This is a genomic window from Catellatospora aurea (assembly GCF_042663325.1).
Taxonomy (GTDB): Bacteria; Actinomycetota; Actinomycetes; order Mycobacteriales; family Micromonosporaceae; genus Catellatospora; species Catellatospora aurea.
Window position 1 is genome coordinate 1 of record NZ_JBHTAC010000059.1, and the last position, 21129, is coordinate 21129.

The 21129-nt window shown below is 71.8% G+C and carries 22 protein-coding genes; 8 read left to right on the top strand and 14 right to left on the bottom strand.

The genetic code is table 11. From position 1 onward, the window contains the following. Positions 1-21: 21 nt before the first annotated feature. From ACFQO7_RS34170 to ACFQO7_RS34190, 5 genes are all read right to left on the bottom strand, one after another. On the bottom strand, positions 22-1002 hold the full coding sequence (locus ACFQO7_RS34170) for a pentapeptide repeat-containing protein (protein WP_376810260.1): 981 nt from the start codon (positions 1000-1002) through the stop codon (positions 22-24). 169 nt (positions 1003-1171) lie between these two features. Continuing rightward, positions 1172-1507 (bottom strand): ArsR/SmtB family transcription factor, encoded by a 336-nt coding sequence (locus ACFQO7_RS34175; RefSeq protein ID WP_376810261.1) that lies wholly within the window; start codon positions 1505-1507, stop codon positions 1172-1174. A gap of 551 nt (positions 1508-2058) precedes the next feature. Further along, on the bottom strand, positions 2059-2580 hold the full coding sequence (locus ACFQO7_RS34180; RefSeq protein ID WP_376810308.1) for an LURP-one-related family protein: 522 nt from the start codon (positions 2578-2580) through the stop codon (positions 2059-2061). Between the two features lie 159 nt (positions 2581-2739). After that, positions 2740-3501 (bottom strand): hypothetical protein, encoded by a 762-nt coding sequence (locus ACFQO7_RS34185; protein WP_376810262.1) that lies wholly within the window; start codon positions 3499-3501, stop codon positions 2740-2742. Then, positions 3501-4001 (bottom strand): sigma factor-like helix-turn-helix DNA-binding protein, encoded by a 501-nt coding sequence (locus ACFQO7_RS34190; protein WP_376810263.1) that lies wholly within the window; start codon positions 3999-4001, stop codon positions 3501-3503. Before ACFQO7_RS34190 ends, ACFQO7_RS34185 begins: the two co-directional genes overlap by 1 nt. A gap of 155 nt (positions 4002-4156) precedes the next feature. Between ACFQO7_RS34190 and ACFQO7_RS34195 the strand changes: the two genes are divergently transcribed. Next, the gene (locus tag ACFQO7_RS34195; RefSeq protein WP_376810264.1) at positions 4157-5626 is read left to right on the top strand and encodes a hypothetical protein; all 1470 of its coding nucleotides are present in this window, start codon (positions 4157-4159) and stop codon (positions 5624-5626) included. A 48-nt stretch (positions 5627-5674) separates the two neighbouring features. On the opposite strand, the gene ACFQO7_RS34200 is transcribed toward ACFQO7_RS34195, so the two are convergent. Both ACFQO7_RS34200 and ACFQO7_RS34205 read right to left on the bottom strand, forming a co-directional pair. Further along, positions 5675-7177, bottom strand: a complete 1503-nt coding sequence (locus ACFQO7_RS34200) for a ricin-type beta-trefoil lectin domain protein (RefSeq protein WP_376810265.1) — start codon at positions 7175-7177, stop codon at positions 5675-5677. 250 nt (positions 7178-7427) lie between these two features. After that, a complete protein-coding gene (locus ACFQO7_RS34205; protein WP_376810266.1) occupies positions 7428-8273 on the bottom strand; it encodes a hemerythrin domain-containing protein in 846 nt (281 codons plus the stop codon). A gap of 197 nt (positions 8274-8470) precedes the next feature. Here ACFQO7_RS34205 and ACFQO7_RS34210 point away from each other — a divergent pair, with 197 nt between their 5' ends. Next, positions 8471-9307, top strand: coding sequence for a hypothetical protein (locus tag ACFQO7_RS34210; protein ID WP_376810267.1), 837 nt, complete (start codon positions 8471-8473; stop codon positions 9305-9307). A 16-nt stretch (positions 9308-9323) separates the two neighbouring features. Here the strand turns inward: ACFQO7_RS34210 and ACFQO7_RS34215 are convergent, their stop codons facing one another. The 3 genes from ACFQO7_RS34215 to ACFQO7_RS34225 form a co-directional block, all read right to left on the bottom strand. Further along, positions 9324-9971, bottom strand: a complete 648-nt coding sequence (locus ACFQO7_RS34215; protein WP_376810309.1) for a thymidine kinase — start codon at positions 9969-9971, stop codon at positions 9324-9326. A 97-nt stretch (positions 9972-10068) separates the two neighbouring features. Continuing rightward, positions 10069-11427 (bottom strand): MFS transporter, encoded by a 1359-nt coding sequence (locus tag ACFQO7_RS34220; protein ID WP_376810268.1) that lies wholly within the window; start codon positions 11425-11427, stop codon positions 10069-10071. Then, a complete protein-coding gene (locus tag ACFQO7_RS34225; protein ID WP_376810269.1) occupies positions 11424-12206 on the bottom strand; it encodes a glycerophosphodiester phosphodiesterase in 783 nt (260 codons plus the stop codon). The genes ACFQO7_RS34220 and ACFQO7_RS34225 overlap by 4 nt, the downstream gene beginning before the upstream one ends. A 151-nt stretch (positions 12207-12357) precedes the next feature. On the opposite strand from ACFQO7_RS34225, the gene ACFQO7_RS34230 reads away from it, so the two are divergent. Beyond that, a complete protein-coding gene (locus tag ACFQO7_RS34230) occupies positions 12358-12576 on the top strand; it encodes a hypothetical protein (protein WP_230686784.1) in 219 nt (72 codons plus the stop codon). A gap of 6 nt (positions 12577-12582) precedes the next feature. On the opposite strand, the gene ACFQO7_RS34235 is transcribed toward ACFQO7_RS34230, so the two are convergent. Continuing rightward, positions 12583-13371, bottom strand: coding sequence for a lysophospholipid acyltransferase family protein (locus tag ACFQO7_RS34235; RefSeq protein ID WP_376810270.1), 789 nt, complete (start codon positions 13369-13371; stop codon positions 12583-12585). Between the two features lie 117 nt (positions 13372-13488). Between ACFQO7_RS34235 and ACFQO7_RS34240 the strand changes: the two genes are divergently transcribed. Both ACFQO7_RS34240 and cydB read left to right on the top strand, forming a co-directional pair. Then, positions 13489-14907: a cytochrome ubiquinol oxidase subunit I gene (locus ACFQO7_RS34240; protein WP_376810271.1), complete on the top strand. Its 1419-nt coding sequence runs from the start codon at positions 13489-13491 to the stop codon at positions 14905-14907. A gap of 9 nt (positions 14908-14916) precedes the next feature. After that, positions 14917-15981 carry a cytochrome d ubiquinol oxidase subunit II gene (gene cydB, locus ACFQO7_RS34245; RefSeq protein ID WP_376810272.1) on the top strand — a complete coding sequence of 355 codons (1065 nt, stop codon included), beginning with the start codon at positions 14917-14919 and terminating at the stop codon, positions 15979-15981. 150 nt (positions 15982-16131) lie between these two features. On the opposite strand, the gene ACFQO7_RS34250 is transcribed toward cydB, so the two are convergent. After that, positions 16132-16830, bottom strand: a complete 699-nt coding sequence (locus ACFQO7_RS34250) for a hypothetical protein (protein WP_361052119.1) — start codon at positions 16828-16830, stop codon at positions 16132-16134. A gap of 196 nt (positions 16831-17026) precedes the next feature. On the opposite strand from ACFQO7_RS34250, the gene ACFQO7_RS34255 reads away from it, so the two are divergent. From ACFQO7_RS34255 to ACFQO7_RS34265, 3 genes are all read left to right on the top strand, one after another. After that, positions 17027-17755, top strand: a complete 729-nt coding sequence (locus ACFQO7_RS34255; protein ID WP_376810273.1) for an SDR family oxidoreductase — start codon at positions 17027-17029, stop codon at positions 17753-17755. A 325-nt stretch (positions 17756-18080) separates the two neighbouring features. Continuing rightward, positions 18081-18485, top strand: a complete 405-nt coding sequence (locus tag ACFQO7_RS34260) for a hypothetical protein (protein ID WP_376810274.1) — start codon at positions 18081-18083, stop codon at positions 18483-18485. A gap of 46 nt (positions 18486-18531) precedes the next feature. Beyond that, positions 18532-19179, top strand: coding sequence for a hypothetical protein (locus tag ACFQO7_RS34265; RefSeq protein WP_376810275.1), 648 nt, complete (start codon positions 18532-18534; stop codon positions 19177-19179). 10 nt (positions 19180-19189) lie between these two features. On the opposite strand, the gene ACFQO7_RS34270 is transcribed toward ACFQO7_RS34265, so the two are convergent. Both ACFQO7_RS34270 and ACFQO7_RS34275 read right to left on the bottom strand, forming a co-directional pair. After that, positions 19190-20398: a sensor histidine kinase gene (locus ACFQO7_RS34270; protein WP_376810276.1), complete on the bottom strand. Its 1209-nt coding sequence runs from the start codon at positions 20396-20398 to the stop codon at positions 19190-19192. Further along, positions 20398-21054, bottom strand: coding sequence for a response regulator transcription factor (locus tag ACFQO7_RS34275; RefSeq protein ID WP_376810277.1), 657 nt, complete (start codon positions 21052-21054; stop codon positions 20398-20400). The genes ACFQO7_RS34270 and ACFQO7_RS34275 overlap by 1 nt, the downstream gene beginning before the upstream one ends. Positions 21055-21129: the final 75 nt, after the last annotated feature.

The following is a 21129-nucleotide window of genomic DNA, read 5'->3' on the forward strand; positions in this document are numbered from 1 at the left end:
GTTGCGGCGGGGGGTGGGGCGTCAGGTGAGGAGGACGCGGAGGAGGAGGGCGGCTTCGGGGTCGATGAGGGTGCGCATGTCGATGAGGGCCTGGTCGGCGCCGCCGGCGACGCCCATGAACTTGCGCAGGTGCTGCAGGCGGCCGCGGGCCTCCTGGGCGGCGTGGTCGTCACGGTCGGCCAGGCGCTGCAGGCCCGCTTCGACCCGGGCCACGCCGCGGACCACGACCAGGGCCGGGTGGTCGGGCAGGGTGACCCGGTCGAAGCTGACGCCGCGAAAGTCGACGTCGTCGAACGCGGTCACGCCGCGCATGTCGACGTCCTGCATCGGGTTGGGGCCAAGGTCGCGCTCGGGTTCCAGGACCCGGCCGTCGAAGACGACCTCGCGCAGCACCCCGGCGAACCGGCAGCGGACCAGGCTGGCCTGCCAGAAGTTGGTGCATTCGAGCTGGGCGTGGGCGAAGTCGACGTCGGTGAACGAGGCGACGCCGCAGCCGAGCCGGGACAGGTCGGCGTGCCGGAAGTCGACGTCGCGCAGCCGGTTGCCGCGCCCGGCGTACCAGCCGCCGACCGACGAGCGGGCCAGGTCCGCGGCGAGGAACGAGGTGTCGCTGACGTCGGTGGCCCACATCCGCAGCCCGACGCAGTGCGCGCCGTCGAACAGGCTGTTGTCGATGACGCAGCCGAACAGCCGCAGCCGCGGCAGGTGCGCGCCGCGCAGGTCGAGGTCGACCAGACGGGCTCGCTGGAACTCCAGCGTCGCCGCGACGTCGGAGAACTCGAAGGTGAACGACATCCCGCCGGACTGGCGGGTGGTGCTGTCCGGTTCGGCGGCGCGGTGCTCGGGCGCGCCGAGACCGCGCAGGTCCCAGCGGCCGTCGATGCGGTCCAGGGCCAGGCCGTCGAGGCGTTCGCCCGCCCGCAACCGGCGGATGACCTCGGCCTGCAACTCCGGCCCGCCGGGCCCGAGCCAGCGCTCGACGAGCGCCTCATCGTTGAGCATGCGGGACCCCTCGCATCGACAACGCCGCATGACGAGCCGCTCGGGGCGCAGCTCAACGGGTCGTTGGCGATCAAAAGTAGGACGCCGTGCCCGGTTACTCAACAGGTAGCCGCCCGATATGTCATATATGTCCGACCGTGTTACCGAACCTTGACCTGACGTGCGATCTTCACCGCAGCAGCGGCAGCTCGTCACCGACGGTGACGCCGTTGAGCAGCGACCAGCCGAGCGGGGTGACCGAGTGCAGCATCGACGCTCCGACGCGCTGCGAGGCGATCAGGTTCGCGGCGCGCAGCGCCGTGGCGTGCTGGCTCGCGCTCGGCGCGGACACGTTCACCCGCCGGGCGAGCGCGCCGGTGCTCACCGGGCCCGCCGCGACCACTTCGAGCACCGCGGCCCGGGTCCGGCCCAGCAGCGCCGCCAGCGAGGCGTGCGAGGGGCCCGCCGGCTCGCCCCAGATCCGCGCCGCCTGCCGCACGTCGCGCACCGCGGGATAGACCAGCACCCGGGTCCGCTGATCCAGCGACGTGTCGCCTCCACCCCGGCCAGCGTGATCAGATCGACCGGCAGTTCGCCGCACGGGAACAGCCAGGCCGCCGTGTGCACCGCCCGCGGGGTCAGCCGTGCCTTCGCGTCGGCCCGCCACCGCCCGTAGAGGTGACCGGCGTCGCGGGCCGCCAGCGCGGGCGCGGCCAGCTGCGCCAGTGCCAGCGGACTGAGCCGGACGACCCGGACCCGGGAGAGGTCCTGCGCGGTGAAATGAATCCGCAGCATGGTCGTCTCCTCCCGGCGCTCGGGTGGGCGCGGACCGCGGCCGGCGTCGCGGCTGCGGCGTGTCCCGGCGCGCGGGATTGGCCTCCCCCGTTGCGGCCAAGCCCGCGAGGGTCGGGCGCCGCGGCGGGACCCCGGTGGCGCCCGACCGTGCGCCGGTTCCCCGCAGGGATGATGCTCGCCCGCGACGCCGCGGTCGAGGCTATTCGGCCACCGCCGAAACACGCTGCATACGGACGTGGGGACGCCGGCCGCGGCCGACGCCCCCACGCGGGCGGTACGGGATCAGCGCGCCTGGAGCGCGTCCAGCGCCACCGCCATCGCCACGACCAGGCGGCGGTCGATGGCCGGGTCGTGGATCTGGACGGTGTACTTGTCGCGCACCAGCGCGAACTTCTTCATGACCGAGAACACCGGCTGGCCGTCACGCACGAAGTCGAAGTGGTACGGCCAGAAGGTCAGGTCGGCGAAGCGGCGCAGCAGCGCGATGGCCAGGCTGCGCTCCTGGCCGGTGAAAAGCGCGCCACCGTTGGGCTCCACATGCCAGGTCGAACGCAGCAGCGACTTGGCGAAGTCCTTCTTGAACAGGCCGATCGGAGCGCCGTTCTCGTCGGTGACGTCGTAGGTCGCGCCGAGGTCGATCACGCTGCGGGCCTTGAACGCGGCGAACACGCCGGTCTTGCTGTCGTCGCGGTACAGGGTGACCTGCTCCTTGAAGGCCATGCGCTTCTGCTCGACGAACGCCAGCTGCGCGCCGGGGGTGCCGTCGGGCTGCACCGAGGTGACCTCGTACCGGTTGATCATCATGGTGAAGCGCTGCTTGATGAACAGCGTCTGCTGCGCTTGCAGGGTGGCCAGATCCACGAGGGGGGTCCTTCGTCCGGGGGTGAACGCGAAACATGAACTGTCCGCGAGGCGACAGTGTGCCATGAGATCGCCAGGTCGGCTGACCAGCCGGGTACGCCGTCAGCCGTGCTCCACCGGCAGCTCCTTCCGGCCGTCCGGGGTGACCGCGACGATCTTCGTGATGTCCGCGAAGTCGTACGACTCCTGACCTGCCCCGGTCAGCAGATACCACTCCCCGTCGACCTGCGCCTCGCGCACCACCCCGCCCGGGAAGTGCACCTCGACCCGGGTCACGCCCACCGGCGCGCGCCCGAAGGTGTACGCCGCCGCAGGGTCGGACCCGTACGCCGACGAGGCGTTGCTCAGCCGGCCCGGCGGGAACGACGGCCGCATCGCCGTAGTCAGGTCGGACGCGCCGACCTGCACCGAGTGCTGCTCCTCGCCCAGCCAGCAGGCCATGCTGCCGCTGTCGTCGGCGTACACCAGCAGCCGCAGCCGTCCCGGCACCGGCTCCACCTCGAAACGCAGCGGCGGCAGCTCCGTCAGGCCCTCCTGGGCCAGCTCCGGCGCGGCGAAGTCCGCGCAGCGCCCCCGCGCCGTGGTCGCGCTGCTGCTGGGCCGGGGCGGCTTGCCCGTCGGCGCGGCCGACTCCGACGGCACCGCCGGCTGCACGGGCCGCGCCACGCCGCCGAGCAGCACCCAGGCCGCGCCGAGAACGGCCACGGTGACCAGGACAGCCACTGCACCCGTCGCCACCATCAGCAGCGGAAACACGCGCCGCGCCCGTACGCCGGTCACCCGGGCCAGCGGGACGGCCAGAAACGTGTCCCGGTGCGCCTCGCGGATCAGGTCGGCCAGCCGCTCGTCGTCGAGTTCCGTCATCACAACTCCTCCCGGACCAGCGAGCCGTCGCCCGTCGCGGCGGCGAGTCGGAAACGCAGGGTCGCCAGCGCACGATGCAGGTGGACGTGCACGGTGGCCGCGCCGATGCGCAACGTGCGGCCGGTCTCCTCGGCCGACAGATCGGCCAGCAGCCGCAGCGCCACCACCTCGCGCTGCCGGGTGGGCAGCGCCATGACCAGGGCACGCAGCCGCGCGTCGAGCCCGCCCGGAGCGCGGTCGGCGACCCCGCCGACGTCCGGCGGGTCGCCCGGCAGCTCCCGGCGCAGCCGCCGCCACCACGACCGCTGCTCGTTCAGCGCGGTGCGCAGCACCCACGCCGTCGGGTTCGGATGCGCCCGCACCACGTCCCAGCGGGCGTACGCCCTCGTGAACGCCTCCGCGACGGCGTCCTCGGCACCGGGCTGCCCGCGCGTGGCGACCAGGAGCGCCCGGTAGACGGCGTCCTTGCGCGCCGCGTAGAACTCGCCGAAATCGTCCATCGACACCACCTGTGGCCGGGGGTAAGGAACTCTCGCATGTACTACGCGCAGTGCCCTGCCCGGCCTTTACGGCCTCCTTGGACCTCGCCGCAGGGCAGCGCGAACCGGAACCGGATGCGACACTGGCCCGCTGAGATCAGCGCGAGGGGAGCCGGGTGCACGAGCAGATCCTGCGCGGAGTGGCGTTGAACGCCGGAGCGCCCGCCGACGTCCTGCTGCGTCTGCTGGCCGTCGAAGCGCAGTCCTGCTGGGAAGCCCTGTGCACCGAACGCGACCTGCCCGCTGAGCTGCTCGACGCCGTCCTGACCCACCCGGACCGCCAGGTGCGCCGGCACATCGGCCGCAATCCCCACCTCGACCCGGCACAGCGGGCGCGGCTGCTCGACCACCCCGACCCGAAGACCGCCATCGCGCTGATCCGCGAACCCCTGCGGTGGCCACCCGGGACGAGCCCGCGGCCACTGCCTGACGCCGTGCTCCGGCGGATGCTCGCCGCACCACCGGAGATCCTGTCGTCGGCCGAGCTGCTCGACGAGTTGGTCTTCACCCACTCCGCCAAGCGGGCGTGCGCGGTGGCGGCCGCCCATCCGCTGCCCGAGATCCGCGCCGCCGCCTGCGGCTACCGCCGTGCACTGTCCGACGAGCAGTGGCACGCCTTGGAGAACGATCCCGACCCGCAGGTGCGTGCGGCCATCACCAGGGTAACCGCGTACGACACGAAGGTGATCGAACCCGCCGACATGCCCCCGCACCGGGGGCACTACCACTCGCTGCTGCTGCAGACCCGGCGGCTGTCCCGGGCGGTGCTCGACCAGCTGACAGCCGGGAACGACCCGAGTGACCTGTCCTTCCTGTCGTTCAACCCGTATCTGCCGCCGGACGTGGTGGAGCTCCTGGTGTCCCATCCCGAGGAGAGCCTGCGGGGCGCGGCGGCCCGCCGGGACGACCTCACCGCCGACCAGCTGGCGCGGCTGGCCGCCGACCCGGTGCAGACGGTGCGCATCGCGGTGTCCACGCACCCGGGTCTCGGCGAGCCCGAACGGGCCGCGATCATCGTCGACTGCTGGCCACGCGATTCCTTCAACCGGATCAAACCCGGACCTCTGACGGAGCCCGCGGTCGCCATCGCGCACGCGTACTCGGTGAACCCGCTGCTGCGCCGCAGTGCCGCGCGCGAACCCGGGCTGCCGCAGGCGGTCGCGGCCCGGCTGGCCGAAGATCCCGATCAGGGGGTACGCGTGCGGCTGGCGCTCTGCCACCCGGCTCCGCCGCCTGCCCTGCTGCTGCGCTGCTACCTGGAGTACGACGGGCCGGACCGGTGGCACCTGACGACGCTGCCCGGCTTCCCGGTCGCCGGGCTGACCCGATTCGCCCGCGACCCGGACCCGGCCGTGCGGCTGCTGGCGCTGCTCGGCCCTGAGGTGCCCGAAGACCTGGTCGACGCTCTGCTGTCCGACCCGGACGACCAGGTCGCGACTGCCGCGATCGTCCACCCGCGACTACCCGCCCACCGCTTGCGCGAACTGCTCGGCACGGACCGGGCACCGCTTGCGGCCGCGAATCCCGCGCTCGACGCCGCGACCCTGCACGAGCTGCTCGACGGGGCGGGTGTGCCCCGTCGCTGAGCCGGCCCGCGCGCGGCCGTCGTGCCGCACGCGGGCCGGTGGCATCGGTCAGCCGCGACGCCACTTCTGGTTGGCGCAGCCGGTGCAGTCCCAGGTCTGCAGCGGGGTGCCGGTGCCGCCCCAGGCGGTGACGTCCACGCACTTGTTGGCCTGCGGGTTCACCAGGTCGCCCGCGCCGGTGAGCACGAACTGCTGGGCGGGGTTGCCACTGCACCCGACGATCTGGATCGCCGCGCCGGCCGCGGTCGAACCCCAGGCGACGTCCATGCACAGGCCGTTGACGGTGCGGATGGTGCCGTCACCGGGGAAGGTCCAGTTCTGCGCGTTGGTGCCGTTGCAGTCCCACAGCTGCAGGCGCTGGCCGTCGACGAAGTTCGAGTTCGGCACGTCGATGCACTTGTCCTGCCAGCCGATGATGCGGCTGGTCGAACCGCCGCCCCCGGTGGTGGTGAGGGTGAGCCCGTACGCGCCGAGGATCTCGTTGACGGGCTGGTAGAAGGTGGTGCCGCCGGTGGAGCAGTTGCCCGAGCCGCCGGAGGTGACGCCCTGGGCCTGGTTGCCGCTCAGCCACGCGCCGCCGGAGTCGCCGCCCTCGGCGCAGGCTGTGGTCTGGGTGAGGCCGTACACGGTCCGGCCGCCGGAGTAGTTGACGGTGACGTTCTTGGCCTGGATGACGCCGCAGCGCCAGCCGGTGGTGCGGCCGGAGCGGCAGATCGACGCGCCGATCGCGGCCTCCTGTGACCCGGCGACGGCGGCGTTGCCGCCCGCGTAGTTGTTGACCCAGGGCCGCGGGGTCCAGTTGGCGTTGGTGCGCACCCAGGCGTAGTCGTTGTTGGGGAACGACGACCCGGCGAAGGTGCCCTGGCTGACGTTGTTGTAGCCGAGCGTGGGGCTGCCCGCGCCGCCGCAGTGACCCGCGGTGACGAAGCCGCCGTTGTTGACCGAGAAGCCGATCGAGCACAGCGTGTTGCCGTTGATGACGTACTGGTCGCCGCCGCGGATGTCGTACAGCGGGCGCGGAGCCTGGCCGGTGACGATCCGCACGTCGGCGGCCGGTAGACCGCTCGCGGTGACGAAACGGCGCGCGGCGGCCTCGCTCGTCGCGCTGACGGTCACGGTGTTGGCGGCGACGTCGACGTACCAGCCGTGCACGTCGGAGCCGGCCGCACCGGCCTTGCGGTCCAATGCCGCCTTCGCGGTGTCGAGTTGCCGTTCGGTGCGTGCCACGCGTACGGGCAGCGCGCCCGCGGCGCGGGCCTGCTCGGCGGCGACCTCGTCGAGCACGCCGACCTTGAGCCGGCCGTCCTCGGGCGAGTACCACGCGCCGCCGAAGCGGCTGCCGAGCCTGGCGCGCACGGCGCGTTCGACGACGGGCGCGCCGGCTTCGTGCGCCTGGCGGATGCGGGCCTGGGCGGCGGTCAGGCCCAGGTCGCGTTGCAGTGCCTGCTCCATGCCGGGAGTGGGGTCGGTGGTCGGGGCGGCGGAGGCGGGTGCGGGGGCGATCAGCGCCACGGCGAGCACCGCCGCGCTGGTCAGCGCAGTGAGTCTCACGTCGAGTCCTTCGGGGGTGGGACGGTTCAGGGCGTGAGAGCGCTCTCAAGAAACAGACTTTACTGTGGACCCTTCCGAAGTCAATAGATGTCGATGAATTACTCTGCGTTCCGCACGCGCCACCCCGCGCGCAGAGATCGCCCGACTTGCCAGGCACACGGGCGAAAGCGCGGTCAAGATACGCACAGGTGCCCGGCAGGTCGGACGATCAAGCGAGCGGCCCGCGCGGCGGCGGGCGGCGGGCGGCGGGTCAGGGTTCGGGGAAGGATTCGCGGGCTAGGGCGAAAATCTCGTCGGGCGCGGCGGCGTCGTCGGCAGAGGTGACGGCGTCGGTGGCGGCCATCGCGATCGCCGCCAGGCGGCTCAGCTCCTCGGCGGGGACCTGCTCGCGCAGCGCGTCGAACTCTTCCTCCTCCTCCAGCTCACCGTGCTCGATCACGGCGTCGCGCAGGTTGGCCAGCTTGTCGGCGAAGTCGTCGTGCTCCAGGCCCAGCTCGTACAGCTCCGTCAGGTCCTGCTCGGCCTGGTCCTCCTCCTCGACCCGGGCGTCCACGACGGCGTCGCCATCGGCCAGCCGCGCCCGCGCCAGCGGGTGGACCAGCAACTGCTCGATGCTCTCGTGCACCGCGAGCAGGCGTACCAGCTCGGCGAACAGGTCCCGGCGGCGCGCGCCGCGCGCTCCCTCCAGCTCGTCGAACAGGTCGCCGAGCTGCTGATGCTGCACCAGCAGGATGTCGATCACGTCGCCGTGCTCGTCGGGCGGCATCGGCTCGGCCGCCGGGGGGACCCGCTTGGCCGGGCGCTGCGCCTTCGGCACCTTCGAGCCGGGCGCGCCGTCGTCGGGCGGCACCACGCTCTTCTTGCCCGTGGCGACCTTCGCCATGGGGCGGGCGCGCTGGTCGGAGTGCATAGTCTTGACCAGCTCGCGGACCAGCTCGTCCTTGTGCATGTGCGAGGTCCCGGGCACGCCCGCCTCGCGCAGCAGGGCGCGCAGCTCCTGCACCTTCATCCGGTACACGTCGCGCTCGGCGCGGCCGGGCCGCTCCTGCTGGGCGTCGCCGGGCGGCTGGTCGTCCGCCGGCTCGCGCTCGGACATCCCGCGTCACCTCACAAAGTCCGTTTCGTCACCATAGTGACCGACCTCAGGGACACCGCGGGCCGAAACGGCGGCATACCCGCCACGCGAGGTCCCGGGTGGCGACGGCCGCACCGCACCCGTGCCGCGCGGGTGGGCGGGGCTGCCGGAGTCCTCGCGATCCGCGAAGATGGGCGCATCCATCGACGGAGGTCGCCATGATCGATAGTGTCCGGCACGAAGGCTCGCCCGGGTTCCGTATCGCCATGGCCGCGATCGTGCTCGCGGCGGCCGGGGCGGCCGCAGCCGTCATGGCGGTGCCGGGGCGCGGCCTGTGGGCGGCCAACACCGGCACGCTGTACACGGCCCACCACAAGATCCTGGTGGGCCTGCTGGTGCTCTGCGGGCTACTTCTGACAGCCGGGCGGCAGCCGCGGTTCACCGGGGCGGTCGGAGTAGCGGGCGCGGTCACGGCGGCGCAGCTGTGCGCCATCGGGGTGTGGGCGGCCCGGCACTGGCGGCCGATGATCGGCATGAACGGCATCCCCGAGGCCAACCTCGGCCAGGTCCGCGCCCTGGCCCTGGTCATGGCCGCGAGCGCGGCTGCCGCGACGCTGGCCTGCCTGGCCGTCGTACGCCGCAGCGGCGTGTGGCGGCCCGCCGCCGTGGACGGTCCCTGGCGGCGCGGGCTGCTGCTCGCCGCGACGGTCGCCGTCGCCGTCCTGCCGGTGCTCGGCATCGTCGAGCGGGACTTCCTGACCATGAAGATCGCGACGCATGTCCTGCTGTACTCGCTGCCCTGGGCCCTCGCCGTGGCGGCCTGCGTCCGGCTGCACCGGCCCGCCGCCGCAGCCGCCGCGCTCGCCGTGGGCGTGAGCGCGCTCGCCCTCACCGGCGGGACCACCGTCCTCGCCGCCAAGTACGGCGAGATCTCCTACCTCCTGCCCGCGCTGGTCGCGTTCTCGGCCGTCGCCGCGGTCGCGGCCGGTGTCCTCGTGATCGCCCTCCGGGACGCCGACGAGCAGCTCCCGGCTGCGCTGCCCGAGCACGGCTAGCCGAGTCAGCCCGCGGCTAGCCGCCCAGGTCGCCGGTGCGGTGGTGGCGGCGGCAGAGCACCTGGTAGCGGACCTCGGCCTGGGCAGCGGCGGTGTCACCGATGACGACCTGCTCGCCCTCGCGGGCCACCGACCCGTCGACGACGCGGGCGTTGAGCAGGCCTTCCCGACCACACCAGCACAGCACCTCGACCTGCAGCCGGTTCACCTCGTCGGCCAGCTCGAACAGCCGCTGGGCCGCGGGGAACAGGTACGAGCGGAAGTCCGTCGCGAGACCGAAGGCGTACACGTCGACGTCGTAGGAGTCGACCAGGTCGGCCAGCTGCTCGATCTGTTCGACGGTGTAAAAGCACGCCTCGTCGCAGATCAGGTAGTCGATGCGGGCCCCGTCGCCCCACTCCTTGCACACCAGCGCGATGATGTCCAGGTCGTCGGTGACCTCGACGGCCGCATGGGCCAGCCCGATCCGCGTGGTCACCTGCGGACCCATGGACCGGTCGTTACGGGTCAGCACGAGGCCGCGGCGGCCCTGGCGGCCGTGGTTGTGGCCCATCTGCAGGGCCAGGGTCGACTTGCCGCAGTTCATCGGGCCCCAGAAGAACTTCAGGGCCGCGCCGTGGCGCAGTCGGCGGTCCCCGGCGTGCGGGAAGTACGCCGGGGCGATGGTGGGTTCGTCAACAGCGGTCACGGTGGGGCAGCCTAGTGGCTGCCCCACCGCAATCGGGAATCCATCTCTGCGATTCCGCTTGTCGCCGGCCGGGTCAGAGCTTCTCGGGGGGCGTGTTGCCGACCGCGGCGATGGCCCGCGCCATCGGCACCATCAGCAGCATGATGAACCCGGCGACGAAGAACACGATCAGCGAGATGATCGCGATCCGGTACGAGCCGGTCAGGTCGTACGCGAGGCCGAACAGCAGCGGCCCGAGCCAGCTGGTGCCCTTGTCGGAGATCTCGTAGAGGCCGAAGTACTCGCCCTCCTTGCCGCGCGGGATCAGCTGGCTGAACAGTGACCGGCTCAGCGCCTGGCTGCCGCCGAGCACGATGCCGATCGCGCCGCCGAGGATCACGAACGGGACCGCCTGGCCGTACGGCAGGAAGAACGCGGCGATGAGTATCGCCGTCCAGCCGACCAGGCTGCCGAGCACCGTCTTCCACGCGCCGTAGCGCTTGGCCAGCTTGCCGAGCAGCATCGCGCCCGCGAACGCCAGGAACTGCACCATCAGGATCGTCGGCATGAGCACGGTGTTGTCGAAGCCGAGCTGCTTGGAGCCGTACGTGCCCGCCATCGCGATGACGGTCTGGATGCCGTCGTTGTAGATGAGGAACGCGCCGAGGAAGAACAGCGTCAGCGGGAACGCCCGCATCTCCTTGAGCGTGTGCCCGAGCTGCTTGAAGCCGTCGATCAGCACCGAGCCGCGCGCGGTGCCCGCCGGGGACGGCCGGTCGCGCAGCCACAGCAGCGGCAGCGTGGTGAACGCCGCCCACCACACGCCCGCCGACACCAGCGACCAGCGGGCGATCTCGCCCTGGTTCTCCTCGCCGCCGATCAGCACCACGATCACGTTGAGCAGCAGCAGCAGGCCGCCGCCGAGGTAACCGAAGGCCCAGCCGCGGCTGGACACTCCGTCGCGCTCGTTCTCGTCCGAGATCTGCGGCAGGAACGAGTTGTAGACCACGATGCTGGCGCCGAAGGACAGGTTGGCGATGAAGAACAGCGCCGCGCCGAGCTGGTAGCGGTCGCCGGTCAGGAACACCAGGCCGCAGGTCGCGCCCGCGCCGATGTACGCGAAGACCGCGAGCCAGATCTTCTTGCGCGCCGCCCGGTCGGCGATCGCGCCGACCACCGGCAGCAGCAGCACCTGCAACAGCACCGACAGCGAGGTGGTGTACGCGAACAGCGAGCCCGCCTTGAACGACATGCCCAGCAGGTGCACGTCACCCGCGGCGTCGGCCCCGTTCTCGGCGATCGCGGTCAGGTAGGGCCCGAGGAACGCGGTGACGACCGTGGTGGAGAACGCCGAGTTCGCCCAGTCGTAGAAGTACCAGCCGACGCGCTCGCGTTTGGTGCTCTCGCCATAGCCCTCAGCAGGCGCGGGGGGTGCGCTGACATCAGCGGTCATGCGTGGTCCTTCCAAAGGCCCCGGTGCGTGAAAACTTCCCGTAACACGTCGATGCGATCGGTCATGATGCCATCCACACCGAGATCAAGTAACCCCTCCATCACGGCAGGATCGTCGACCGTCCACACGTGGACCTGGAGCCCCAGCGCGTGCGCGTGGTTCACGAACCGCCGGTCCACCAGGCGCACCGCGCCGAAGCGGATCGGCACCTGAGCAGCCACGACCGAGGGCGGCAGCGCGATGCGCCGGCCCAGCCGCGAGGACAGCCACAGCCGGGCCGTCTCCCGCTGCGCGAGCGAGGTGGCGTACGCCGGACCGGCCAGCGCCCGGGTCCGCTGCAGGCGGGCGTCGGAGAAGGAGGCCAGCAGCACCTGCTCGGGGGTGGCCCGGTCGTGCACCGCGGCGACCGTCGGCTCCACCGCCCCGTCGGACTTGATGTCGATGTTGAACCGGATCTCCGGCCAGGCGTCGAGGACTTCGTCGAGCCGCGGCACGGCGGCCGCCCCGGCGACGCGTACCGTCTGCAGGTCTTGCCAGGTCATCGAGGCGACCGCCTGCGGCTCGCCGGCGACGCGGCGCAGGTTCGCGTCGTGCAGCACCACGGCCACCCCGTCGCGGGTGGCGTGCACATCGGTCTCGACGTACCGGTAGCCGGCTTTCACCGCCCGGTCGAACGCGTCGGCGGTGTTCTCGTCGCCCTCCGCCGCGCCACCCCGATGGGCGAAGGCGAGCGGCGGCGCGGCGAGATACGGATGGGGGTGACCCTGCGGCGTCTCCATCTGGGAAAGCTTGCCACTGCCGGGTGCGGATGGATGGCCCGCGTACTGACCGCTCGCCAACAACGGGCGACATCGGTGAGAATGTCCGCACCACCGCGTCGAAACAAATCGATCTTTTCCAGGAACGCAGATGTTCTGAAGGGGTGCTCAGGTGGCCGACGACGACCCAGTGGACTGGCTGCGACAGCTGTCCCCGGTCCAGCGTGCGCTGCTGGACCGGCTGGCTGACGGCGCGACGATAGCCGCGGCCGCCGCCGCGGAGTACCTGTCGCTGCGCACGGCCAACCGCCGTATCGCCGACCTACGCCAGGAGCTGGGCCTGGCCACCACCCGCGAACTGGTGGCCGCCTACCGCTCACGCCGGGGTTGACGCCGCTCAGCGCGCGGTGCGCGGCCTCGCACGGCGGGTCTCGGTGGGGCGGGACGGGTCGGTGAAGCGGGGCGCGTCGGGCTCGTCGGCGCGCAGCGGGACCAGCTCGGCCGCGATCGCGTCGATGATGCGGTCGGCGATCCGCTGCGCCGCGCCCGGCCGCGCCTCGTCGATGCCGGACAGGTCGACCGGCGGGCCGACGTGGACCCGCACCCGCGGCCGGTGTCTCAGCGACTGCCAGATCATCGGCCACATGCCGGTGGGCGCGGCGTACGGGATGACCTCGTGGCTGCCCCAGATCGCGATCGGCACGACCGGTGCGCCGGTGGCCAGCACCAGGCGGCCGACGCCGGTGCGGCCGCGCTCGGGCCACATGCCGGGGTCCAGGCCGATCCGGCCCTCCGGGTAGATCATCAGCGGTGCGCCGCCGTTGAGCGCGGTGACGCTGTCGGTGACGGCGTTGCCGGCGGTAGGCTCGCCCCGGTCCACCTGGATGTGGCCCTGCCAGCGCATCAGCGGCCCGATCACCGGGGTGCGGAACAGCCCCGCGTTCGCCATGATCCGCGGGTGTACGCCCAGCCTGCGGAACGCCGCCGCGACCGCGACCGGGTCGAACGGGCTGATGTGGTTGGCCGCGAGGATCAGCGGGCGGCCGCGTAGTGCCGCGGGGATGTCCCCGGTGACCTCCATGCGGGTCAGCAGCCGCACCGCGCCCTCGGCGAGCAGCATCGCGAAGCGCAGCAGCGGAGGCGGGGACCAGTCGGTCGAGGGGCTCACGGTCCACGATCCTGCCATGCGCCGTCCACGGCCCGGGGAGTTGTTCGACGCAGGGTCCGCAAAGTCGGCTTCCCGGGCCACCACCTGTGCTTATCGTCAGCGGAAGGGATGATTTCGGAACGGGGATTCCACGCCATGGACGCGACGGACCTGGCTCGCTGGCAGTTCGGCATCACCACCGTGTACCACTTCCTCTTCGTCCCGATCACGATCGGCCTGTCGTTCCTCGTCGCGGGGCTGCAGACGGCCTGGTCGCGGACCGGGGACGAGAAGTGGCTGAAGCTGACGAAGTTCTACGGCAAGCTGCTGCTGATCAATTTCGCGATGGGCGTGGTGACGGGCATCGTGCAGGAGTTCCAGTTCGGCATGAACTGGAGCGTGTACTCCCGCTTCGTCGGCGACATCTTCGGCGCGCCCCTGGCGATGGAGGCGCTGCTGGCGTTCTTCCTGGAGTCGACGTTCCTCGGGCTGTGGATCTTCGGCTGGGAGCGGCTGCCCAAGAAGATCCATCTGGCCTGCATCTGGATCGTCGCGGTCGGCACGGTGCTCAGCGCCGCGTTCATCCTGGCGGCGAACTCGTGGATGCAGAACCCGGTCGGTTTCAAGCTCAACCCCGAGCGCGGGCGGGCGGAGCTGACCGACTTCGGCGCGGTGCTGACCAACAAGGTCGCCCTGATCACGATCCCGCACACGATCGCGGGCGCGTTCCTGACCGCGGGCGCGCTGGTCGCCGCCGTGGCCATGTGGCACCTGGTGCGCCGCCCGGGGCGGGACACGGCCGCGTTCCGCAGCGCGGTGAAGCTCGGCTCGTGGACCACGCTGGTGGCGATGGCGCTGCTGTTCATCACCGGCGACGTCCAGGGCAAGATCATGACCGAGGTGCAGCCGATGAAGATGGCCGCCGCCGAGGCCCTCTACAACACCGAGCAGCCCGCCCCGTTCTCCCTGTTCACCATCGGCACGCTGGACGGCAGCCGGCCGGTCTGGTCGCTGGACGTGCCGCGGGTGCTGTCGCTCCTGGCCACCGGCACCTTCGACGGCCGAGTCCAGGGCGTCAACGACCTGCAGGCCGAGTACACGGCACGGTTCGGGCCCGGTGACTACGCGCCCAACATCCCGGTCACCTACTGGTCGTTCCGCCTCATGATCGGCTTCGGGGTGCTGGCGGCGCTGTTCGCGCTGTGGGCGCTGTGGGCCATCCGCAAGGGCCGCTCGCCCGCGCCCGAACGGCGAAGCACCCGGTTCCTGATGTGGGGCATGATCGCGCTGCCGCTGATGCCGCTGGCCGCCAACTCCTTCGGCTGGATCTTCACCGAGATGGGCCGCCAGCCGTGGATCGTGTTCGGTCAGATGAAGACCGCGGTGGCGGCCTCGCCCGCCGCCTCGTCCGGCGACGTGATCACCTCGCTGGTCGTGTACACGCTGCTCTACGGCGCGCTCGCCGTCGTCGAGGTCGGCCTGCTGCTGCACTACGCCCGTGCCGGGCTGCCCGACGTCACCCCGCCGCCCCCGGCCGAGTCCGACGAGGACCGGCCGCTGGCGTTCGCGTACTAGGAGGACGCCGTGGAGCTGTCGACCGTCTGGTTCATGCTGATCGCGCTGCTGTTCATCGGCTACTTCGTGCTGGAGGGCTTCGACTTCGGCGTCGGCATGCTGCTGCCCGTGCTCGGCCGCGACGAGCGCGAGCGCCGCGTGATGATCAACACGATCGGGCCGGTCTGGGACGGCAACGAGGTCTGGCTGCTCACCGCGGGCGGCGCGATGTTCGCCGCGTTCCCCGAGTGGTACGCCTCGCTGTTCTCCGGTTTCTACCTGCCGCTGCTGCTGATCCTGCTGGCGCTGATCCTGCGCGGGGTGGCGTTCGAGTATCGCGGCAAGCGCCCCGCCGCCTCGTGGAAGCGGCGCTGGGACCGGTGCATCGTGTTCGGCTCGGCGGTGCCGGCGTTCCTGTGGGGCGTCGCGTTCGCCAACATCGTGCGCGGCGTGCCGCTCAACGCCGAGCACGACTACACCGGCAGCCTGTTCACCCTGCTCAACCTGTACGCCGTCCTCGGCGGCCTGACCACGCTCGCACTGTTCCTGACCCACGGCGCGGTGTTCATCGCGCTGAAGACGGTCGGCGGCATCCGGCATCGGGCCAACCTGCTGGCCGAGCGCCTGGGCGTGTTCGCCGTGATCGCCGCGGCGCTGTTCCTCGGCGTGACCCTGCTGCGCCGGGCCACCCCGGCGGCCGTGGTGCTGGCCGTGCTCGCCGCGCTGTGCCTGGTCGGCGGCCTGGTCGCGAACCGGATGCCGTCGCGCACCGATCCGGCGGGCCGCCGCGAGGGCTGGGCGTTCGCGGGCACCGCCGCGGCGATCGCGCTGGCCGTGGCGTCGCTGTTCGCCGACCTGTACCCGTTCGTGCTGCCGTCGACGGTCGACCCGCTGACCAACAGCCTGACCGTGGACAACGCGTCGTCCACGCCGTACACCCTGAAGATCATGACCTGGGTCGCGGTGGTGTTCACCCCGCTGGTGCTGCTCTACCAGGGCTGGACGTACTGGGTGTTCCGCAAGCGCATCGGCACGAGCCACATCCCCGAGGAGGCGGCCCCGGTGCTCGCCTCCGGCGGCCGAGGGCCCTCTTGATCGTCGGACTTGCCCGGCACGTGTGCGTATCTTGAACGCACTTTCGCCACTTGCCTGGCAAGTCCGACGATCAAGGGCGCAGTCCCGCACGCTATGGGCACGCACACAGAAGCGGGGTGGCCGTGATGGCCACCCCGCGTCGACGGAATCTCAGGCGCCCGCCGCGCCCAGCTCGGCTAACTTGGCCTCGAGCTCGGCCAGCTCGGCGCGCAGCTTCAGCGCGTGCGCCTCGGCCTCGGCCCGCTCGGCGGCCAGGATGTGCTCCACGGCCTCCTGCACCCCGGGCACGTCGAGCATCGACACCATCTTCAGCGCCTCCTGCGCCTTGATGATGTAGGGCTTGGCGAGCGCCTTGGTGCCCTGGACCGCGCCGACCGTCCACTCGCCCTCGGTGTAGGCCAGCGTCACGGTCAGCCCGGCCGGCGGCTTGACCTTGGGGCCCTTGCCGGCGGCGGGCTTGCGCGGGGCGGGCGCCACGGCGGGGGTCTCCGGTTCGGACACCTCGGGATTCACGGACACTGGTCGCTCCTGACGGACGGGCTTCTCACGGATGATCATGAACTCGGGCTCGGGCGGGGCGACGGGCTCCGGCACCGGCTCGGGCGTGGGCTTGCGGCCCGTGGCGCCCTTGGGCGGGATGCTGAGATCGCCGGGGGCGAACGGCAGCACGTCGCTGCCGAACTTCACCATGATCCACTCATCGTGGGTATCGGGGTCGTCGAGCTGCACGACCTGCCCCAGCTGGCCCGCGATCTGGCCGGCCGCCTCGGTGAACATGACCCGGGGCCGCTTGCCGGACGCAAGCGTCTCCTGGATCTGCGTCAACTCCTGAGTCGACAGTCCCGCCATAACCGCGCTCCCACACCCTCGCCGAACACATGTTTGATACGCATGTTCTATCAGAGCCCACCGACAACAGCGGAACTGACACCATGCGGAAAGTGGGGACATCTTCGCAGCACCGGCCCGCCCCGCGCACCGGGTGTGTCGGCGGTGACAGTGTCACGGTCTGTCACGGTCGCGCGACGGTTGTTCTAATGGACCGATGGGGATCATCATCGTGACCGGCGGCAGCCGCGGCATCGGCGCTGCCACCTGCGTGAAGCTCGCCGCGGCGGGACATGACGTCGTGGTCGGCTACCGCGGGAACGCCGACGCGGCGGCCGAGGTCGTGGCGAAGGTGGCCGCGGCGGGACGGCGCGCGATCGCGGTGCGCATCGACGTGTCCGACGGCACACAGGTGCGCGAGCTGTTCGACCGTACGCAGGCCGAGCTGGGCACGCCCACGGGCCTGGTCAACAACGCCGCGGTGAGCAGCGCCATCGGGCCGTTCACCGAGCTGTCCGAAGCCGACCTGCGCCGCGTGGTCGAGGTCAACGTCATCGGCGCGATCCTCTGCGCGCAGGAGGCGGCCCGCCGGATGGGCCCCGGCGGCGCGATCGTCAACGTCTCCTCGGTCGCCGCCACGCTGGGCAGCCCCGGCGAGTACGTGCACTACGCCGCCTCGAAGGCCGCGGTGGAGACGCTGACCGTGGGCCTGTCCAAGGAACTCGGCCCGGCCGGGATCAGGGTGAACACGGTCTCCCCCGGCGTGATCCACACCGGATTCCACGCCGGCAGCGGCGAGCCCGGCCGCGCGGACCGGCTCGGACCGGCCGCCCCGCTCGGCCGCTCCGGGCAGCCCGAGGAGGTCGCGAACGCCATCGTCTGGCTGCTGAGCGACGAGGCCTCGTACACCACCGGCGCGACCCTCAAGGTCTCCGGCGGCCGCTGACCCTCCACGACTCAGCCGACCCGACACGGCGGCGGCCCGACACGGCACGACACGGCGGCGGCCCGGCCCGGCTGGGCCAGCCGTGGCGCGGCGCGGCGCGGCGCCGCGCTTGATCCACCGACTTGCCAGGCACCTGGGCGAATGGCCTCTCAAGATACGCACAGGTGCCCGGCAAGTCGAACGGTCATGGTGCGGTCCGCGCCCACGCCGGCAACGTGAGCAAGAGCCACGCGAACAAGGGCCACGCGGCAAAGGCAGTTGACGGCATCACGCGCATGCTAGATAGTGATGCTCTCCATTATCCGCCACTCCCAGCGAGGCCCTCATGTCCCACGCCACCCTGCTCACCGCGGGCATCCTGCTCATCACCGTGTCGACCATCGTCTTCGGCGGGCTGTCGCTGCTGATGAGCATCGTCAAGCGAATCCCCGGCTACCTCGACAACCCGGTCCGGCGCGCACTGTGGACCGCCGGGCACGCCCACGCCGGCGTGCTGGTGATCTTCGCCCTGGTCGCCCTGCCCTACCTCGACCAGACCGGCTACAGCGCCGGCACGCAGACCCTGGTCCGCGCCCTGCTGGTGGCCCCGCCGATCGTGATGTCGCTGGGCTTCTTCCTGTCCGTCGTGCGCCCGAGCGACACCAAGCCGAACAAGCTCATCTGGCTCGTGCCCCTGGGCGGAGCATCCCTGGCGGCGGGCACGCTGACCCTCGGCCTCGGCCTCGTCTGACCCGACCCCGGGCAGAAGAACATGAGAGGACGGCTACCGTCCCCTCATGTTCTTCGACGGCATGCCCGGCTCCTGGGAACCGGTGCCCCTGGCCCAGGCGGCGCAGCGCTACGACCTCGGCGAGGCCAGCTACGACAGCGTCCACCTGGCGGACCTGTTCGGCGACGAGCCGGAGCACTTCTACGTCCATACCGGCAACCTCGTGGTCGACGGGCCGCTGGCCCTGGGCAACCTGCCCGGCGAGGACGACGACACCGTGTACGTCGTCGACGGCGACCTCACCGTGCACGGCCCGGTCGGCTTCCGCAACCTCGACGTCTACACGTCGCTGTACGTCACCGGCACCGTCACCGCGCAGGACCTGGTCTGCCTGTGGGACAGCTGTCTGTTCGTCGGCGGCTCGCTGCACGTCGGCGGCCTGCTGGCGACCTCGCTGACCGACGCCGGCCACCTCGTCGTGAAGGACCGGCTGACCTGCCCGGTCTGGCTCGACGGCCGCGGCCGCGGCGCGATCTACGTCGACCCGGAGCCGGGAACCCGCTTCCTCGGCGACGCCGACCACCCGCTGCGCCCCGCCGACACCCCCGCCGAGAACGTCGCCGCGGCGCTCCGCCCCGAGTTCCTGGAGAAGGGCCACGTCGACGTGGACGAGATCCACCGCGCCGTGCTGTCGGGCCGACCCGTGCTGCGCTGAGGTCGGCTGGTCAGGGGTGGTCGTGGGGGTCGGGCAGCCCCGGTGCCACGATCACGGGCTCGGCGAGCGGGTGCGCGGAGCGGGGCAGGATCACCCGTACCACCAGGCCGCCGCCGGGGCGGGGCACGGCGACCGCGTCGCCCCGGTGGGCCTGGGCGACCGCGCGCACGATGGACAGTCCGAGGCCGCTGCCGCGTGAGGAGCCGACCCGGTCGGTGAGCCGCCGGAACGGCTCGAACAGCGTCGGCACCTCGTACGCCGAGATGACCGCGCCGGTGTTGCTCACCACGATCTCGGCATGGCGGGGCCGGGCGATGGTCTGCACCCGCACCCAGCCGCCTTCGACGTTGTACCGCGTCGCGTTGTCGATCAGGTTGCGGATCAGCTGCTCCAGCAGGATCGGGTCGCCGGTCACCGGAGCCGGGGCCAGGTCGCGGCCGATCTGCACGGACAGCCGCCCGGCCAGGGCCTCGGTCGTGTCGGCGGCGATGCCGGCCAGCTCCGCGATGTCGACCAGGCGGCGCTCGGTCACCGCGTCCTCCGCGCGGGCGAGCGTCAGCAGGGCGTCGATGAGCCGCTCGTGGCGCTGGTTGACGGCGAGCAGGTTCTGGCCGAGCTGGTGCACCTGCGGCGGGCTGTCCGGGCGGCTCATCGCCACCTCGACCAGGGTGCGGTTCAGCGCGATCGGGGTCTTCAGCTCGTGCGCGGCATTGGCGATGAACCGGCCCTGGCCCGCGAAGGCCTCGTCGAGGCGGTCGAGCATGCTGTCGAAGGAGTCGGCGAGGCTCTTCACCTCGCCGGGTGGGGCGTCCAGGTCGATGCGCTTGTGCAGGGTGCGCCCGGCGATGCGGTGCGCGGTCGCGGTGATCATGCTGAGCGGGCGCAGCAGCCGCCCGGCCACGAACCAGCCCGCGGCCGTGGCCAGCACCCACATCGCCAGCAGCGTCAGGCCGCCCTTGAACAGCAGGTTGGCCTGCATCGAGTCCATGATCGTCTGCTTGGAGGCCTCGATGGAGCCGGGGTTGATCGTCCCGGCGCTGGTGTAGTCGAACGGAGCGCCGTCGCGGTACTTGTCGGCCAGCAGGATGCCCATGCTGTACTCCATGGCGTTGTCGACCAGGATCAGCACGCCGGCCAGCACCGAGCCCCCCGCCAGGGCGAACACGAGGCTGAACACGACGGTCAGGCGTACCCGCAGATTGCCCCGCCACTCGCCCATCAGCGGATCCGGTAGCCGACGGCGGTGACCGTCTCGATCGGCTGCGGCTCGCCGAGCTTGCGGCGCAGGCCGCTGATGGTGACCCGGACGATGGTGGTGAACGGGTCCATGTTCTCGTCCCAGACCTTCTCCAGCAGCGTCTCTGCCGACACCACCGCGCCCTCGGCCCGCAGCAGCTCCTCGAGCACCGCGAACTCCCGGCGGGACAGGCTCACGTAGCGGCCGTCGCGGTAGGTCTCGCGGTGGTGCGGGTCGAGCCGGATCCCGGCCCGCTCCAGCACCGGCGGCGTCGCCGGGCGGGCCCGGCGGCCCAGCGCCCGCACCCGGGCCACCAGCTCGGCGAACGCGAACGGCTTGGGCAGGTAGTCGTCGGCGCCGAGGCTCAGCCCGGCGACCCGCTCGGCGACCGTCACCGAGACGGTGAGCATCAACACCCGCACGTCCAGGCCCTGCGCCACGACCTGGCGGCACACCTCGTCGCCGTGCACGCGCGGCAGATCCCGGTCCAGGATCATCACGTCGTACGCGTTGACCGAGAGCTTCTCCAGCGCCGCCGCCCCGTCGTAGGCGACGTCCACGGCGATGGCCTCCTGCCGCAGCCCCTCGGCGACGGCCTCGGCCATCAGCTCCTCGTCCTCCACGACCAGGACCCGCACCCCGCCACCTCCTCGACGAACCGACCGCCAAGTATGCACGGCCGGTGTTAGCGCAGTGTTAGTGAAATCCCTCTC

What these genes read in the sequence shown, in the direction of transcription:
- ACFQO7_RS34170 (WP_376810260.1), bottom strand. Translation starts at nt 1,002, where the DNA reads ATGCTCAACGATGAGGCGCTCGTCGAGCGCTGGCTCGGGCCCGGCGGG.
- ACFQO7_RS34180 (WP_376810308.1), bottom strand. Translation starts at nt 2,580, where the DNA reads ATGATGATCAACCGGTACGAGGTCACCTCGGTGCAGCCCGACGGCACC.
- ACFQO7_RS34185 (WP_376810262.1), bottom strand. Translation starts at nt 3,501, where the DNA reads ATGACGGAACTCGACGACGAGCGGCTGGCCGACCTGATCCGCGAGGCG.
- ACFQO7_RS34190 (WP_376810263.1), bottom strand. Translation starts at nt 4,001, where the DNA reads ATGGACGATTTCGGCGAGTTCTACGCGGCGCGCAAGGACGCCGTCTAC.
- ACFQO7_RS34205 (WP_376810266.1), bottom strand. Translation starts at nt 8,273, where the DNA reads ATGTCCGAGCGCGAGCCGGCGGACGACCAGCCGCCCGGCGACGCCCAG.
- ACFQO7_RS34210 (WP_376810267.1), top strand. Translation starts at nt 8,471, where the DNA reads ATGATCGATAGTGTCCGGCACGAAGGCTCGCCCGGGTTCCGTATCGCC.
- ACFQO7_RS34220 (WP_376810268.1), bottom strand. Translation starts at nt 11,427, where the DNA reads ATGACCGCTGATGTCAGCGCACCCCCCGCGCCTGCTGAGGGCTATGGC.
- ACFQO7_RS34225 (WP_376810269.1), bottom strand. Translation starts at nt 12,206, where the DNA reads ATGGAGACGCCGCAGGGTCACCCCCATCCGTATCTCGCCGCGCCGCCG.
- ACFQO7_RS34235 (WP_376810270.1), bottom strand. Translation starts at nt 13,371, where the DNA reads ATGGCAGGATCGTGGACCGTGAGCCCCTCGACCGACTGGTCCCCGCCT.
- ACFQO7_RS34240 (WP_376810271.1), top strand. Translation starts at nt 13,489, where the DNA reads ATGGACGCGACGGACCTGGCTCGCTGGCAGTTCGGCATCACCACCGTG.
- ACFQO7_RS34250 (WP_361052119.1), bottom strand. Translation starts at nt 16,830, where the DNA reads ATGGCGGGACTGTCGACTCAGGAGTTGACGCAGATCCAGGAGACGCTT.
- ACFQO7_RS34255 (WP_376810273.1), top strand. Translation starts at nt 17,027, where the DNA reads ATGGGGATCATCATCGTGACCGGCGGCAGCCGCGGCATCGGCGCTGCC.
- ACFQO7_RS34260 (WP_376810274.1), top strand. Translation starts at nt 18,081, where the DNA reads ATGTCCCACGCCACCCTGCTCACCGCGGGCATCCTGCTCATCACCGTG.
- ACFQO7_RS34265 (WP_376810275.1), top strand. Translation starts at nt 18,532, where the DNA reads ATGTTCTTCGACGGCATGCCCGGCTCCTGGGAACCGGTGCCCCTGGCC.
- ACFQO7_RS34270 (WP_376810276.1), bottom strand. Translation starts at nt 20,398, where the DNA reads ATGGGCGAGTGGCGGGGCAATCTGCGGGTACGCCTGACCGTCGTGTTC.